Origin of the sequence: Mesorhizobium sp. LNHC221B00 (genome assembly GCF_000502935.1) — a bacterium.
GTDB lineage: Bacteria > Pseudomonadota > Alphaproteobacteria > Rhizobiales > Rhizobiaceae > Mesorhizobium > Mesorhizobium opportunistum.
Genome location: NZ_AYWR01000049.1, coordinates 1 through 15,534, shown reverse-complemented (window position 1 = coordinate 15,534; position 15,534 = coordinate 1). Strand labels below are relative to the sequence as shown.

Here is a 15,534-nt window from a genome sequence, read left to right as displayed (position 1 = left end):
GAGGTCCCCTCAGAATCGATTTCCACACCTCGCACAAGAGTACGTTTGTACTCATGTGCGATTCCCCTGCCCTTGAGGGGGAGATGTCCGGCAGGACAGAGGGGGGCGCCACGGAACTCGACGTTGATTGCCTAGCCAACTAACTACTCACCGGCGGCCGCCTCTCCCTCCACGGCATCGCCTGCTCCAACTGCGCCGACGCGGCCAGCACCGTCGCCTCGTCGCCATAGCGGCCGACCAGTTGCACGCCGATCGGCACGCCGCCTTTCGACCAGCCGAGCGGCAATGAGATCGCCGGCTGGCCGGAAATGTTGAAGGGGAAGGCAAACACTGCATCCGTCCATTTGGCGTTGTAGCGGTCGATATCGGTCTCCGACATATCGTAATAGCCGAACGGCCGTGGCAGTTGGGTCAGCGTCGGCGTAATGAAGAGATCGTAGGCGCCGAGATCGCCGACGATGTCGCGGCCGACCTGCCGGAGCTGCTCGACATCGCTGATGTGCCTGATGCCGCTGGTCGCACGGCCGCGCTCGATGATCGCCCAGGTCACCGGCTCGACGTCATCTGGCGTTACCGGCCGGCCGATCACCGTCTCATGGTAAGCGAAGGTCGCCGCCGTCTGCACGCAGGTCATGTTGGTGTAGGTCGCCCAGACGCCATTGGCGTCGAACGGCATGTCATGCTCCTCGACGTCGTGACCCAGCCCTTCAAGCATCGCGACGGTCGCCAGCACCGCCGCCTTCACCTCCGGGTCGATCGCCGTGCCGTTGGGCGGCGTCACGGAAAAGCCGATGCGCAGCTTCTTCGGCGCCCGCGCCGACAGGATGAGCCAGGAGCCGTCCGGGACCAGCGGCGTATAGGGGTCGCCCGGCAGCGCGCCGGATACCGCGTCGAGATAGGCTGCGGTGTCCCGCACGCTGCGCGAGCAGCACAGGAAATAGGCGCCGCCATACCAGTAGTCGCCGAACGGCGCGAGGCTGACGCGGCCGCGCGACGGTTTCAAGCCGACGATGCCGCAGCAGGAGGCCGGGACGCGGATCGAACCGGCGCCGTCGCTGGCCTCGGCGATCGGCACGATGCGCGCGGCGATGGCCGCCGCCGCGCCACCGCTCGAGCCGCCGGGCGTGATGCCCTCCTTCCACGGGTTCTTCGTCGTACCGTAGAGTTTCGGCTCCGTGGTGATCGACCAGCCGTTCTCCGGTGCGTTCGACTTGCCGACCAGCACCAGCCCCGCCGCCTTCATGCGGCGCACGACCTCGGTGTCGAAGTCGGCGACGATGTCTTTCAGGTAGAAGCAGGAATTGGTGTTCGGTGCGCCAGTCCAGGACGAGGCGAGTTCCTTGAGCAGGAACGGCACCCCGGCGAAAGGCGCCGATCTGTCGACCGTTTGCGCCTGCGCGCGGGCCATGTCGTAGAGGCGATGGATCACCGCGTTGAGCGCCGGGTTGAGCCGCTCGACCAGCGTGATCGCCGCCTCGACCAGCTCCGCCGGCGAGACCTGGCCGCCGCGCACCAGTCCCGCCAGGTCGAGCGCATCGGACTCGGCATAGGTTTTCAGCAGACTGTCGGTGACGGCGGCCATGTATTGCTCCTTTTATGTCGGATCTGAGTGACTCACCCTCACCCAGCCTCCGCTTCGCTCGGCTGACCTCTCCCCGAGGGGAGAGGAGACCGTCTCGCGCTGGCGCCTCCCTCTTCTCCCCCACGGGGGTCCGAAGGATGGGCGAGGCCGGTGACTCGCCCCGGCACAGGTGGCCGCGAAGCGGCCGGATGAGGGGGCTAGCGCGACGTCAGGCCAGCTCGACGGTGCGCCCCAGCGCGATGCTCTGTTCGGCGGCGAGCACGATGCGCAGGCTGTTGACCGCCGCATCCATCTGCTCGGTCAAATCGAGATCCTCGCGGATGGCGCGCAGGAAGAACGCCTGCTCGCGGTCGCACAGTTCCTGATGGCCGGGCTCGTCCTCCATGCTGACGATCTCGTCCGGTTTGGAGAAATTCTTGTCGCCGTCGACCGAGGCATAGTGGATCTTCAGCGCATCGGTCTTGGTGTGGCGGTCGATGTCGGCCGAGTTCGACACTTCGGCGTCCTTGTCATTGCTCGCGGCTTGGCCAGCGACGATCGACACCGCGCCCTTGGGCCCGACCACATCCTTCACGAAATAGGCCGTCTCGCTCATCATCGGCCCCCAGCCGGCCTCGTACCAGCCGACCGAGCCGTCATCGAAGGTGACGTGCAGATGGCCGTAATTCTGCTTGTCGGCCTCGGCCCAGAGCTTGGCGCCGATGCCGTGCACGCGCACCGGCTTGGCGCCGGTGAGCTGGCACATGACGTCGACATAGTGCACGCCGCAATCGACGATCGGGATCAGCGAATCGATCAGGTTCTTGTGCCAGTGCCAGGCGGTGCCGCTGCTCTGCTGGTTGAGATTGAGGCGCATCACCAGCGGCTTGCCCAGCGTCTTGCCGACCTCGATGAACTTGATCCACGAGGGATGGACCCGCAGGATATAGCCGAGCACCAGCTTGCGGTTCTTCGCCCGTGCGGCGGCCACGACCTTCTCGGCGTCCTCGATGTTGGTGGCGAGCGGCTTTTCCATGAACACATGGCAATTGGCCGCGATCGCCTTCAGCGCATATTCGGCGTGCGTGTTTGGCCAGCTGTTGATCGACACGGCGTCCGGCCTGGTCTCCTTCAGCGCCAGGTCGAAATCCTCATAGAGCGGATAGCCGGCTAATTCCGCCGGTATCTTCGTGTTGCTCTTGATCGACCGGCTCATGATGCCGACGATCTGAAACCCATCCGAGCGGTGATAGGCGCTGGCGTGCGAGGCGCCCATATTGCCGAGACCCACCACCAGCACTTTTACCTTGTCGGCCATTTCAGCCTCCCAAATCCTTCATTGACCAATTCTTCATTGAATGTGCGCGGCGATCGGCTGCCGCTCGTATGTCTATCCGCGACAATCACCTCAGGTCAGCGCCACCGCTCATTGCCTGGCTCTTTTCCTCTCCCCCGTCGATCGGGGGAGAGGTGTCGAGCGAAGCGGGCCAAGGGCGGCGCTCACCTCGGCGCTGACCCTCACTTCACCGCCGAATCGAACAGATGCGCCTTTATCTTCTCGACATCGAGCGCGGCAAAACCTTCCGACAGCTTGACGCCGTCGGCATCGGCCTTGACCTTGGCCTTGTCGAAGCCGTTGGCCGCGGGAATGAGGTCGTTGCTGCAGACATCCTCGGCCTTCACTGGATTGGTGATCTGGCCGATCTTGTGGATCTCGTCGAAGAAGCCCTGCCAGCTCGCCATGTCGTGCGAACCCCAGCCGCCGCGCTTGTCCATGTCGCCACGGAAGACATTGATCTGCTGCAGGATCGAGGTGGTGCCGAGCTCCGGCCCGAGATTCTTGGCCAGTGTCGGGAATTGCTCGAACACCGCTTCGACGGCCGCGCGTGGATTTTGATAGCCAAACTCCAGGCCCATCGCCCAGCCGCGCAGGTATTTTTCCAGGAACGCCTTCTTGTCCGGATCCTCGAGGTCGGCGGCGCGCACCACGAAGGTGTTGGCCGGCAGCTTGGAGTTCTTCACGCCGAGCCAGTATTCGAAGTCGAGGCCCTTGGCGATCCATTCGGCGCGCAGCCCCTCCCATGACAAGGCAGCGTCGCCCTGGCCACCGGCAAGCGCCGTGCCCCAGGTCGGCCAGCCGGCCTCGACATATTTGACCTTCTTGATGTCGACGCCTTGCGCGGCGAGCAGCGGATCGGTGATCGACTGCCAGGCGGCGGAGCCGAGCAGGATGGTCTTGCCTTCGAGCTTCTTCAAATCGTTCGACCCCTCGCCCTTGCGGAAGGCGATGCTGAACGTGTCGCGCGCACCCATGTGGAACACCGACTTCAGCTTCATGCCGTTCTGGATGGCGAAGGAGAACACGCCGGGCGACGGGAAGCCCATGTCGGCCTGGCCGACATCGACGAACTTCACCGTCGCGGTGCCATCCGACGGCCCCGGCTGCATGTCGGTCTCCAGCCCGTCGAAATAGCCGGCCTTCTTGGCCGCCCAGTAGGGGTAGTCGTCGAGCACTTCGAGCGTGCCGCGCGGCGAGATCCAGGTGAATTTGCCATAGGCCTCGGCCCGCGCCTTGAAGCCGGTGGCGCCAAGTGCCGTCGCCGTCACCAGGCCGGCGCCGGTCACCTGCAGGAAAGTGCGGCGGCTCATTCCCGCCTGTTGGACGAAATTGTCTTTGGTCATGGCATTCCCCTTTTTTGTTGATTGTCGGTCCGCCGCCCGCCTCCCGGGCGTCTTGCTTCAGATCTCATGCCTCCCAGCTCGCCCATTTCTTGCCGATCAGGAAGAACAGCACGTAGATCAGGATGCCGAGCGTCGACAGGATCAGCACCACGGCGAAGAACTGCGGCATCTGGATCATCGACGAATAGGTGGTCAGCCGGTTGCCGAGGCCGAAGCCACCGCCGACCATCTCGGCGCCGACCGCGGTGAGCAGGCCGAAGATGGCGCCGATCATCAGGCCGACCAGGATCATCGGCAGGGCCATCGGCGCGCGGATCTTCCAAAAGATCTGCAAGGTGCTGGCGCCATAGGAACGCGCCAGCGCGATCTTGGCGCTGTCGACGCGGCGAAAGCCGGTGGCGGCGTTGATCATCACCATCGGCCCGGCGGCCAGCGCCACCGCGATGATGCGCGGCGTGTAACCGAAGCCGAAGCGCAGGATGAGCAGCGGCACCAGCGCCAGCATCGGCGTGGTGACCAGCAGCAAAATGTAAGGCGCGACGATTTTTTCCGCGAACGGGAACTGAGTGATGACGGCGGCCAGCACCAGGCCGACGACGGCGCCGACGGCAAAGCCGGACACAAGCTCGACCAGCGTGTAGCCGAGATGCGGCGCGATCAGCGGGAACTCGTCGAACAGCGCATAGGCGATCGAGCTCGGCGGCGGCATGATGTAGAGCGGCACATGGAACAGCCGCAGCGCCAGCTCGATGCCGCCGATGATAATGACCGCGACAGCGACGATCGCCGCCACTTCCTTGCCCGACTTGATGCCGGGACCGCTGGCGAAGGCCGACAAATTGGTCAGGCTGACGTCGTGGCCGTCACCCGACTTGGCGCCCGACTTGGACTTGGAGAACTCCGGGATGGCGTCGCTCACGGCCTGATCCTCACGATCTCGGCGCTGGTGCGCTCCTGTTCCGGCGGCTTCGGCCTGGCGCGCTCGCCGACAATGTCCATCTTGATCCGGTTGGTGAGGTCGAAGACCTCCTTGGTCGCCATGATTTCCAGCGAACGCGGCCGTGGGAACGGCACGCGGTATTCCTTGGCGACCCGTCCCGGCCGTGCGCTCAGCACCACCACCCGGTCCGAGAGAAAAATCGCTTCCTCGATACTGTGGGTGATGAAGACGATGGTGGTCTTGGTGTCGAGCCAGATCTCCTCGACCAGCCGGTTCATCTCCTCGCGGGTAAAGCTGTCGAGCGCGCCGAACGGCTCGTCCATCAAAAGCACCGATGGCTTCAGCGCCAGCGCCCGCACGATCGCCGCGCGTTGCTGCATGCCGCCCGAAAGCTCGCGCGGGAACTTGCCGCCGAAGCCGTCGAGCCCGACCCGGTTGAGCAGATGCGCGATCCACGCCCGGTCAGGCTTCTCGCCCTTGATCTCGAAGGGAAAGCGGATGTTGGCGTCGAGATTGCGCCACGGCAGCAGGTTTGCTTCCTGGAAGACGATGCCGATATCGGGATGCGGCCCGGTGATTTCTTTGCCGTCGAGCCGGATCTCGCCGTTGGTCAGGCTGTGCAGGCCCGACATCGACCACAAAAGCGTGGTCTTGCCGCAGCCGGACGGGCCGACGATCGAGACGATTTCATTGGCGCGGACATCGAGGCTGCAGCGGTCCAGCGCCAGCAGGTCGCCGGACGCCGTGTGATAGATCTTGGTCGCTGCCTGCACGCCAAGCTTCGGCGTTGTTATCTCGCCCGCGTTCATCCGCCCCTCGGAGACTGCGTGATGATCCCAATGGTCATCGGACTGCCGAAAATCAGTCTGTAACTATCCTACTTTGCTGTCAAGCACCGGCGGTGGCAACCGTATCATCAAAATTCCACCTAAAGGCTATGGACTTGTTTTTGCAATATTTTCTACGTCTTGAATTCCGTGTTGCTTTCCTACATACTTGTCGAGAGGAGCGCGAACATGCCTTTGCGGCACGCAACGGTTGCACCGTGGCCGGGCGCATGGAACGACAGCGTTCAAACGTGATAAGAGGTCAGGTCCAAAGGGGCGGAGGAAGACCCACTTCATGACCGAAGCTGCCAGCCACGAAGAGCCTGTTCCAGATCACGACCAGGATGGGCGCGAGCCTGTCAGGCGCATTCCCGACATCATCTCGCTGGTCAAGGATTCCTACAGCGAGTTGCGCCGGGCCGAGCGCCGCGTCGCCGATGTCGTGCTCGACGATGTCAAATACGCGGTCGACGCTTCCAACGCCGCCCTTGCCCAGCGCGCCGGGGTCAGCGAACCGACGGTGACGCGGTTTTGCCGCGCCATCGGCTGCGAGGGCGTGCGCGATTTCAAGCTCAAGCTGGCTCAGAGCCTCGTCGTCGGCGCGCTCTATTTGGCCAAGTCGCCGGCGCCGGGCAGCGGCAACGGCATGCCATTCTGGAATGCCGTGTTCGGCGAGGCGCGCCGGGCGCTGCAGGAGGCCGAGCGGCAGCTCGATCCGGTTGAGCTGGAAAAGGCCGCCGAGCTGATCGCCAAGGCGCGCCAGGTCACGGTGTTCGGGCTGGGCGGCAGCTCTTCGGCGCTGGCGCAGGAAACCCAGTACCGGCTGTTTCGCTACGGCATCACGGTCAATGCCCAGTGCGACCCCTATCTGATGCGCATGACCGCCTCGACCTTGAAACCCGGCGACCTGGTGATCGCGATCTCTGCGACCGGGCGCACGCGCGAGGTGATCGAGGCCGTCGAACTCGCCAAGCATTACCGCGCCAACGCCGTCGGCGTGACCGCGCCCGACACGGAGCTCGCGCGCGCCTGCGACGTCAGGCTGACGGTCGCGGTGCCGGAATATCCCGACACGCTGAAGCCGACCGCCTCCCGCTATGCCTTTCTGGCCATGATCGACCTGCTCGCCGTCGCCGCGGCCTACAAGCTCGATGCCTCGGCCCGCGAGACCGTGCGCCGCATCAAGTACAACGCCCAGATCCATCGCACCGGCAAGGAGATGGAGCCGCTGGGAGATTAGGTGCGACTTTCCCTTCTCCCCTTGTGGGAGAAGGTGGATCGGCGCGTAGCGCCGGGACGGTTGAGGGGTGGGTGACGGAGTGCCGTCGGCGCCAAGCTGGAGCACCCCTCATCCGACCTCGCTTCGCGAGGCCACCTTCTCCCACAGGGGGAGAAGGAAAGGCCAAGTTGCGCCAATGGGAAACAAAGAGGAAAAGACATGCTCGAAATAGCACCGACGAAACAGGCAGCCGCATGGCTCGAATCCCTGGCACGCGCGCTCGCGGCCGGTGACGTTTCGGCAGCAAGCAACCTGTTCGTCGACGACTGCTACTGGCGCGATCTGCTGACCTTCACCTGGAACGTCACCACCATGGAAGGCCGCGAAGCGATCGCCGACATGCTCGAGGCAACGCTGGCCACCACGAAGCCGGCGGCATGGCAGCTCACCGGCGAAGCGACCACCGACGAAGGCACGATCGAGGCGTGGTTCAGCTTCGAAACGGCGGTGGCCTGGGGACAGGGCATCGTGCGCCTGCGCGACGGCCGTTGCCGGACCTTGTTCACAGCGATGACCGATCTCAAGGGGTTCGAGGAGCGCAAGGGCGCCGAACGGCCGCTCGGCGTGCGCCACAAGGCCGACCCCGAGCGCGAGACCTGGTCGGAGGCGCGGGCGCGCGAGACGCGCGAGCTCGGCGCATCCGAGCAGCCCTATTGCCTGGTCATCGGCGGCGGCCAGGGCGGCATCATGCTCGGCGCGCGGCTCAGGCAGCTCGGCGTACCCACGATCGTCATCGAGAAGAACGCGCGGCCCGGCGATTCCTGGCGCAACCGCTACCGCACGCTCGTGCTGCACGACCCGGTCTGGTACGACCATCTGCCCTATATTCCGTTCCCGGAGAACTGGCCTGTCTTCACGCCCAAGGACAAGATGGGCGACTGGCTGGAAATGTACACGCGCGTCATGGAGCTCAACTACTGGGTCGCCACCAAATGCCTCAGCGCTTCCTATGACGAGGCCAAGAAAGAGTGGACCGTGGTGGTCGACCGTGTCGGCCGGCAGATCACGCTGAAGCCGAAGCACATCGTCTTCGCCACCGGCGCCTATGGCCCGCCCCGGAAGATCGATCTGGCCGGCGCCGACCGGTTCAAGGGCGAATTGCTGCACTCCAGCCAGTATGCCAGCGGCGAGAAATTCCGCGGCAAAAAGGTTGCGGTCATCGGTGCGGCAAGCTCGGGGCATGATGTCTGCGTCGACCTCTGGGAAAGCGGCGCAGACGTCACCATGATCCAGCGCTCGCCGACCACCGTGGTCAAATCGGACACGCTGATGGAGGTCGGCTTCGAGATCTTCTCGGAAACCGCGCTGGCGCGCGGCATCACCACCGAGAAGGCTGACATGATCGTCGCCTCGACCCCGTTCGCACTGGTGCCCAGGGGCCAGCGCGCGCTCTACGAAGTGATCAAGGCGCGCGACGCCACCTTCTACGACCGTCTGCGCGCCGCCGGCTTCGCCCTTGATTTCGGCGACGACGAGACCGGCCTGCTGATGAAGGCCTACCGCACCGGCTCCGGCTATTACATCGATGTCGGCGCCTCGGACCTGATCATCGAAGGCAAGATCGGCATCCGCAGCGGTATCGCCATCAAGTCGCTGACGCCGAATGGCATTCTGTTCGAGGACGGCAGCGAACTCGAGGCCGACGCCATCGTCGCCTGCACCGGCTACCAGTCCATGAACGAGAATGTCGCGGCACTCGTCTCGCGCGAGGTCGCCGACAAGGTCGGTCCCTGCTGGGGCCTCGGCTCCGGCGTCAAGGGCGATCCCGGCCCCTGGCAAGGCGAGCTGCGCAACATGTGGAAGCCGACGGCGCAGGAAGCGCTCTGGTTCCACGGCGGCAATCTGGCGCTGTCGCGCTTCTATTCGAAATACGTGGCGCTGCAGATCAAGGCCCGGATGGAGGGTATCGCAACCCCGGTTTATGGGAAGCCGAGCAATTCTTTGCGTCCGACCTGAACCGAACCGGCGCCCTGGACCAGCATCTGGATCGAATCTCTCGCAAAGTCTGAGATGCGAGGAGGATTTCCGCTACAATGGCCGTAACTCGGGGGAGGAACGCGGATGGGGTGGTTAAGAGGGTTACGCATAAGGTTGGGCCTGAAGAAGGATCCGTTGCCACCCCTTCCAGGTGTCGAGATCGGTCGCCACACTTACGGTCTCACGAAGGAATCGTTCTTCGTCCCGCATCGCAACGTGCCGGTGCGAATAGGCTCGTTCTGTTCAGTCGGCCCAGGCGTTCTCTTCATCTGCGCGGCCGGTCACCGCCTCGACACCGCGACCACCTATCCGATCCAGTTTGTGGACGGGAAGATCCACAATGCGCCCGGCACAACCGGCAAGGGGCCGATCACGGTCGGTCACGACGTTTGGATCGGCGCCCGCTGCATTATCCTTGCCGGCGTGACGATCGGCAATGGCGCGGTGATCGGCGCGGGCAGCATCGTCACCAGGGACATTGCGCCCTATGCCATCGCGGTCGGCAATCCGGCTCGCACCATCCGGTACCGATTCGAGCCAGAGGTGATTGACCGCCTGCAGTCACTGAAATGGTGGGATTGGCGAGACGACCTGATCGGTGAACGTGTCGAGCTCTTGACGGCGATGGGGGTCGAGCGTTTCTTGAATGCGCCGGGCATCGCGTAATTACGACCCGGCGTAATGGTATCGGCGGTCAATCAGCCGCTGCACTCAGCGTGGCCTTCGCGGGCGGATCAATCGTGCCGATGCCCTAGATGCCGGGCCGCCACCTCGACATGCGTATGCGCGGGATGCGCCTCGAAACGCTCCGTCTCATCATGGTCGGGCGCCTCGTTCGGCCACCATGTGCCGCTGATGACGATGCCTTCCGACACCAGCCGCTGGTCGGCGACAAGCGAGGCGCCGACCGCGTCGACGAAGGTGAAGCGGCCCGGCCGCTGCCGGAGCACGGCGACGTCGCCGACCGTGCCGACAGCCAGCGTGCCGAGGTCCGGCCGTGCGATCGCCCGCGCCGGCCCTTGCGTCGCCGCGCGCAGGACCTCGACCAGCGGCATGCCGAGCGCCATCAGCTTCGACATGCAGACCAGAATGTCGAAGGCCGGCCCGTCGACACAGTAGAGATGCACGTCACTCGAGATCACGTCGGGCGCCAGCCCCTCGGCGAGCATTGCCCGGGCGACGTCGAAATCGAACGAGCCCATGCCGTGGCCGAGATCGAAGATGACGCCGCGCTCGCGCGCCAGCCGCATGTCGGGCCGCACCGCGCCGGAGGCGAAGACCGGCGCGTTGGGAAACGGCCGGAAGCAATGCGTGAGGATGTCGCCCCGGCGCAGGCGCGGCAGCACTTCGGAGCGGCCGGGCGGCGGCTCGTCTATATGCGCCATCAGCGGCAGGCCTGCTTTGTCGGCGGCCTCGAGCGCGAGATCGACCGGGGCGATGCCGCTGGTGCCGCCGGCATGCTTGCCGGAGCGGACTTTGACGCCGACCACGACATCGGCGTGCTCGCGCGCGGCGGCAACCACTTCGCGCGGCTCGCAGAGCCTGAGATCGCCGCATTCGCCGACCGACACCGTCTGCGAGAAGCCGAAAATGCCGGCAAAGGAAATGTTGACATAGGCCAGGATGCGCACCTTCGAACGCTCCATGACGTGACGACGGAAGCCGAGGAAATTGCCGGCGCCGGCACTGCCCGCATCGATGAAGGTCGTGGTCCCGCTCTTGGCCGCCAGCCGGTCGGCATCGACGCCGAGCGAGGTGCCGCCCCAGTAGACGTGGCTGTGCAGGTCGATCAGGCCGGGCGCCACGATGCAGCCCGTCGCATCGACCATCCGTGCGGCCCGATCAGCCGGAATGTCGGCATCGACCGCCGCGACACGGCCATTGGCGATGGCGACGTCGCGCGGTGCGTCGAGGCCAGCCGCCGGATCGATCAGCCGTCCGCCCTTCAGCAGGAGGTCGAATTGCATTGGGGGAACCTCCGCTTCGTTGTCTTTGTCAGACCGGCCGGTAAGCGACGGCCTCGACTTCGATCTTGATGTCGATCATCAGCCGCGACTCGACCGTGGTGCGGGCCGGCGGGTCCTTGGGGAAGTGCCTGCCGTAGACGGCGTTGAAGGCGCCGAAGTCGCGCGCGTCCTCGAGCCAGACCGTGGTCTTCACCACATCGTCCATGGTGCAGCCGGCCAGCGCGAGCGCGGCCTTGACGTTGGCAAGCACCTGCTCGGTCTGTTCCGTTATGCCGCCCTTGACCACGATGCCGTCGCTGCCGACCGGAACCTGGCCCGAGACATAGACGAAGTCGCCGGCCCGCACGGCGGGCGACAGCGGCACATGGGACGTTCCAAAAGTCTGCTTGGGCAAGGGGTGACCTCCTGTGATAACGCGACACCGCGCCTTTGGCGCGGTCGCCTTGGCCGAGATTTACCCCGATCGGGACGATCCGGATAGAGGCCTTGTTGGAAAGCAACATTCTTCGAAATCCACGTTGCTTTATTACAGAAGCGCCTGCATCGTGCGTGCGCCGGGCGGCTCCCGAAACCGCCAAGGATCCGTGCCTTCCCGACTGGAGAAACCACAATGACCTTCGACAAGAACCCGTTTCCACCAGGCGATGCCGACCGCCACGCGCTGTGGGAGATGCTGGTGCGGCGCGACATCGACGCCTTCATCGGCCAGGACTGGCCGATGGTCGAACATGATTTCGTCGCCGAAAGCTTCTTCGGCATGCACGCGCATTTCCTGCCCAACGCCGACGCCTGGCGGCTGCAATTCCCCAGGCTGGAAATCTATCGCGACGAGTGGCTGCGCCAGGCCAGGGAGACGGCGGCCACGGAATTCGCCGAGCCGCTGCGCGAGGCGCTGTTTCGCGTCACCAATTTGCGCGACATCGATGTCGACGGCGACCGCGCCGTGCTGCACAAGAAGTTCGACGGCACCGTCGCCAAGGCGGATGGCAGTGTCGACCGGCTGAAATGGCAGACGCTGTATTTCTGCAGGAAGGTCGACGGCAGCTGGAAGATCGCGGGCTTCGTCGGCTACATGCCCTATCCGCTGGGCGGCTGAAGCTGCCGCGGCACCTGATCAGTAGAGCGTGATGAAAGCCGGGAACAGCAGGCCGGTATGCCTGAAATACTCGATCAGCTCGATGGCCGGGAAGATGGCGAGGAAATAGAGCCCGTCGAAGAATGTGCGCTTGAGCGCCCGGGGCGAGAACTGCAGCTGATCGTCGTCGCGGTAGAGCAGCGGATTTGGCCAGAACCGGGGAGTGGCCTTGATATAGGCGGCATAGGCTGGGCCGAACTTGCCGAGGAGATATTCGGCCTCCTTGCGCGCCGTGAAACGGAAGATGAGGAAGCTGGCCACGCCAAGCGCGCCGGCCACGACCAGCGAGCCGTAGAGCAGCCCGATCCCAACCGCGCCGACGGTCGAGAAGAAATAGAGTGGGTTCTGGCTCATCGAGAACGGCCCGGTCGAAACCAGTTCCTCGTTCTTCTTGCCGCCGACATAGAGGATGCTCCAGAGCCGGCCGGCGACGCAGGCGAGCACCAGGCAGAAGCCGAGAAATTCAAGCGTTTCGTGGCCGGTCGAGCCTTCGCTCAGCGCCGGCTTGGTGAGGAACAGAAGCAGCACCGCGAGCACCGCCGCCGCCCGCACGAAGATCAGCCGCTTGCGCTGGGCGAAGGCCTCCGTGACCGGCTTGAGGGAAGCGTAGCTCATTCGTGTTTTCCTAGGGCGACAGGCCCGGGAGCACTGGGGCACGCCATTGATGGCGGATACAAGGCAGTGGCTTTCTATCAGCGCACCACGCGGCTTTCGTAAGGGCCCTTTGGCTGACCGGCACCCATTCTTACGAAATTGTATGCCGGCGGACAGGCTGGCGCGAACTCGATTGCCTATTGTCGAATGCCGGATCGCTTCCGGCCGGCAATCATCGACCCTGGGATTTCGGCCGTGCTCCGCCCCACCGCACCGAAACACAGCAGGGTCTCCGACTTCGTTTCATCCTCTCGCTCGGCACTGCCGCCCGCGGTCTTGCTGCCGAGGCATTCCGAACGCGTGACCATCCTAGGAACGGACCCATGCCGGTGATAGCCTCTCCCCGATATCGGCAATCAACCGGACCAGCCATGCGACTTCTGCTTGTCGAGGACGACCACAGGACAGCCGACTACATCGTCAGGGGGCTGACCGAGGCCGGGCATGTCTGCGACCTGCTGCGCAACGGCCACGACGCGCTGTTCGCGGCGACCAGCGGCAACTATGACGTGATCGTGGCCGACCGGATGATCCCCGGTCTCGACGGCCTGTCCCTGGTCAAGGCGGTCCGCGCGGCGGGCGTGCGCACGCCGGCGATCTTCCTCACCTCGATCGGCGGCATCGACGACCGCGTCGAAGGTCTGGAAGCCGGCGGCGACGACTATCTGGTCAAGCCCTTCGCCTTTTCCGAGCTGCTTGCCCGCATCAATGCGCTTGGACGCCGCCCGGCGGCGCAGGAGCAGAAGACGGTTCTGCGGGTCGCCGACCTCGAGATGGACCTGATCATGCGGCGCGTCGTCAGGCAGGGCCAGCCGATCGACCTGCAGCCGCGCGAGTTCAGCCTGCTGGAGGTGCTGATGCGCGGCGAGGGCCGCGTCATCACCCGCACCATGCTTCTGGAGCGCGTCTGGGATTTTCATTTCGACCCCAGGACCAGCGTCGTCGAGACCCATATCAGCCGGCTGCGCGCCAAGATCGACAAGCCGTTCGAGACCCAGCTCATCCACACCGTCCGCAACACCGGCTACAGCCTGCACGCATCGCCTTCGTCATGACCGCGACATGGGTCCGCCTGCTGCGCAGCACGCCGTTCCGGCTCGCGCTGACATTCGCCTTCCTGTTCATGCTTGCCTTCGTGCTGTCGGGCGCCATCGTCTACCAGATGATGAGCGCCGATCTCGCCGAGCAGCTCGACGACACCATCAGGGAGACCTACTCGGTCATCGCCGCGACCTATGCGGACAAGGATCTCAAGGAGCTGGTGGAGACCGTCGAAAGCCACTCCGCGCGCAGCCTGAAGAAGGAGCAGCTGTTTTCGCTGACCGACGCCGCCGGCAACCGTCTGGCCGGCAACTTCACCGCGGCGGGACTTCCCGACGGCTTTTCGATGTTCGGCGCCGAAATGCCAGGCCTGCCCAAGGGGACCGAATACCGTGCCTATTCCGGCGCGCTTGGCGACGACACCCTGACAGTCGCCATCAGCCTTTCCGAGACGGAGGAACTGAAGACGATCATGCTGATGAGCTTCGGCTGGGCCACCCTGATCATCACCGGCCTGGCGGTGGCCGGCGGCGCCCTGCTTGCCTCGCGCGTCCAGCGCCGTCTCGACGGCATTGCCGCCACCATGGTCGATGTCTCGCATGGCCGGCTGGACACCCGCATTCCGCTGACCGGCAAGGGCGACGACATCGATCTCGTCTCCATCCAGGTCAATGCCGCGCTCGACCGGTTGTCGGGCTTGGTCGAAGGCATGAAGCAGGTCAGCGCCAACATCGCGCACGATTTGAAGACGCCGCTCAACCGGCTGCAGATGATCCTGGAGAGCGCGGCCGACAAAGCCGGGCAGGACCAGGACGTTTCCGGCGATCTGGCGGACGCGCGCGCCGAGGGTCATCAGATCAACGAGACTTTCGACGCGCTGTTGCGGATCGCGCAAATCGAGGCCGGCGCGCGCAAGGCGCGCTTCACTGATGTCGATCTCGGCGAGATCCTGGAAACCATCGCCGAGATCTATGCCGACGTCGCCGAGGATGACGGCAAGTTGCTGTCATTGGTGCAGCCGCGGGAGGGGGCGGACCGCATCCATGGCGATCGCGAGCTGCTGACGCAGATGTTCGCCAATCTGGTCGAGAATGCGCTGCGCCATTGCACGCCGGGAACGACGATCAAGCTGTCGGTGGCGCGCCAGGGCGGACATGTCGTCGGCAGCGTCGCCGACAATGGACCGGGCATCCCGGCCGAGGAGCGTGAAAAAGTGTTCCAGCGGCTCTACCGCTTGGACCACAGCCGCTCGACGCCAGGCAGCGGCCTCGGCCTCAGCCTGGTCAGGGCTATCGCCGACCTGCACGGGGCATCGATAGCACTGGAGGATTGTCGGCCTGGGCTGGCGGTGGTGGTGAGTTTTCCCTTGGCAATGGATTAGCCGGCGAAGTCGCAGCCGATCTCCCCCCTGTTTGGACCGGGGACATCGCGAACAGGTGTGCGAGGACATCGCGAACAGTTTTGTCACTTA

The 15,534-nt window shown here is 64.7% G+C and carries 14 protein-coding genes; 6 read left to right on the top strand and 8 right to left on the bottom strand.

Annotation, left to right across the window (positions count from 1 at the left end):
• Window positions 1-139: 139 nt before the first annotated feature.
• From X741_RS136940 to X741_RS136960, 5 genes are all read right to left on the bottom strand, one after another.
• The gene (locus X741_RS136940) at window positions 140-1,582 is read right to left on the bottom strand and encodes an amidase (protein WP_023780913.1); all 1,443 of its coding nucleotides are present in this window, start codon (window positions 1,580-1,582) and stop codon (window positions 140-142) included.
• A gap of 208 nt (window positions 1,583-1,790) precedes the next feature.
• A complete protein-coding gene (locus X741_RS136945; protein ID WP_023780912.1) occupies window positions 1,791-2,879 on the bottom strand; it encodes a Gfo/Idh/MocA family oxidoreductase in 1,089 nt (362 codons plus the stop codon).
• 200 nt (window positions 2,880-3,079) lie between these two features.
• On the bottom strand, window positions 3,080-4,243 hold the full coding sequence (locus tag X741_RS136950; RefSeq protein WP_031250773.1) for an ABC transporter substrate-binding protein: 1,164 nt from the start codon (window positions 4,241-4,243) through the stop codon (window positions 3,080-3,082).
• 64 nt (window positions 4,244-4,307) lie between these two features.
• Window positions 4,308-5,162, bottom strand: coding sequence for an ABC transporter permease (locus X741_RS136955; protein ID WP_023780910.1), 855 nt, complete (start codon window positions 5,160-5,162; stop codon window positions 4,308-4,310).
• Window positions 5,159-5,992 carry an ABC transporter ATP-binding protein gene (locus X741_RS136960; protein ID WP_023780909.1) on the bottom strand — a complete coding sequence of 278 codons (834 nt, stop codon included), beginning with the start codon at window positions 5,990-5,992 and terminating at the stop codon, window positions 5,159-5,161. The genes X741_RS136955 and X741_RS136960 overlap by 4 nt, the downstream gene beginning before the upstream one ends.
• 313 nt (window positions 5,993-6,305) lie before the next feature.
• On the opposite strand from X741_RS136960, the gene X741_RS136965 reads away from it, so the two are divergent.
• The 3 genes from X741_RS136965 to X741_RS1000000171605 all read left to right on the top strand — a co-directional run bounded on the left by X741_RS136965 (window position 6,306) and on the right by X741_RS1000000171605 (window position 9,932).
• Window positions 6,306-7,250 (top strand): MurR/RpiR family transcriptional regulator, encoded by a 945-nt coding sequence (locus X741_RS136965; RefSeq protein ID WP_023780908.1) that lies wholly within the window; start codon window positions 6,306-6,308, stop codon window positions 7,248-7,250.
• A gap of 198 nt (window positions 7,251-7,448) precedes the next feature.
• Entirely contained in the window at window positions 7,449-9,245 is a 1,797-nt protein-coding gene (locus X741_RS136970; RefSeq protein WP_023780907.1) for an NAD(P)/FAD-dependent oxidoreductase, read from the top strand.
• 135 nt (window positions 9,246-9,380) lie between these two features.
• A complete protein-coding gene (locus X741_RS1000000171605; RefSeq protein ID WP_023780906.1) occupies window positions 9,381-9,932 on the top strand; it encodes a CatB-related O-acetyltransferase in 552 nt (183 codons plus the stop codon).
• Between the two features lie 68 nt (window positions 9,933-10,000).
• On the opposite strand, the gene X741_RS136980 is transcribed toward X741_RS1000000171605, so the two are convergent.
• Both X741_RS136980 and X741_RS136985 read right to left on the bottom strand, forming a co-directional pair.
• Complete coding sequence (locus X741_RS136980) at window positions 10,001-11,233, bottom strand: amidohydrolase/deacetylase family metallohydrolase (RefSeq protein WP_023780905.1); 1,233 nt, start codon at window positions 11,231-11,233, stop codon at window positions 10,001-10,003.
• 28 nt (window positions 11,234-11,261) lie between these two features.
• On the bottom strand, window positions 11,262-11,627 hold the full coding sequence (locus X741_RS136985; protein WP_031250770.1) for a RidA family protein: 366 nt from the start codon (window positions 11,625-11,627) through the stop codon (window positions 11,262-11,264).
• Between the two features lie 216 nt (window positions 11,628-11,843).
• Between X741_RS136985 and X741_RS136990 the strand changes: the two genes are divergently transcribed.
• Window positions 11,844-12,329 (top strand): hypothetical protein, encoded by a 486-nt coding sequence (locus X741_RS136990; protein WP_023780903.1) that lies wholly within the window; start codon window positions 11,844-11,846, stop codon window positions 12,327-12,329.
• Between the two features lie 18 nt (window positions 12,330-12,347).
• Here X741_RS136990 and X741_RS136995 read toward each other — a convergent pair whose 3' ends face one another.
• Window positions 12,348-12,983, bottom strand: coding sequence for an isoprenylcysteine carboxylmethyltransferase family protein (locus X741_RS136995; protein ID WP_023780902.1), 636 nt, complete (start codon window positions 12,981-12,983; stop codon window positions 12,348-12,350).
• A gap of 410 nt (window positions 12,984-13,393) precedes the next feature.
• Here X741_RS136995 and X741_RS137000 point away from each other — a divergent pair, with 410 nt between their 5' ends.
• On the top strand, window positions 13,394-14,077 hold the full coding sequence (locus tag X741_RS137000) for a winged helix-turn-helix domain-containing protein (RefSeq protein WP_023780901.1): 684 nt from the start codon (window positions 13,394-13,396) through the stop codon (window positions 14,075-14,077).
• A complete protein-coding gene (locus X741_RS137005) occupies window positions 14,074-15,444 on the top strand; it encodes an ATP-binding protein (RefSeq protein ID WP_023780900.1) in 1,371 nt (456 codons plus the stop codon). Before X741_RS137000 ends, X741_RS137005 begins: the two co-directional genes overlap by 4 nt.
• The last annotated feature ends 90 nt before the right edge of the window (window positions 15,445-15,534 follow it).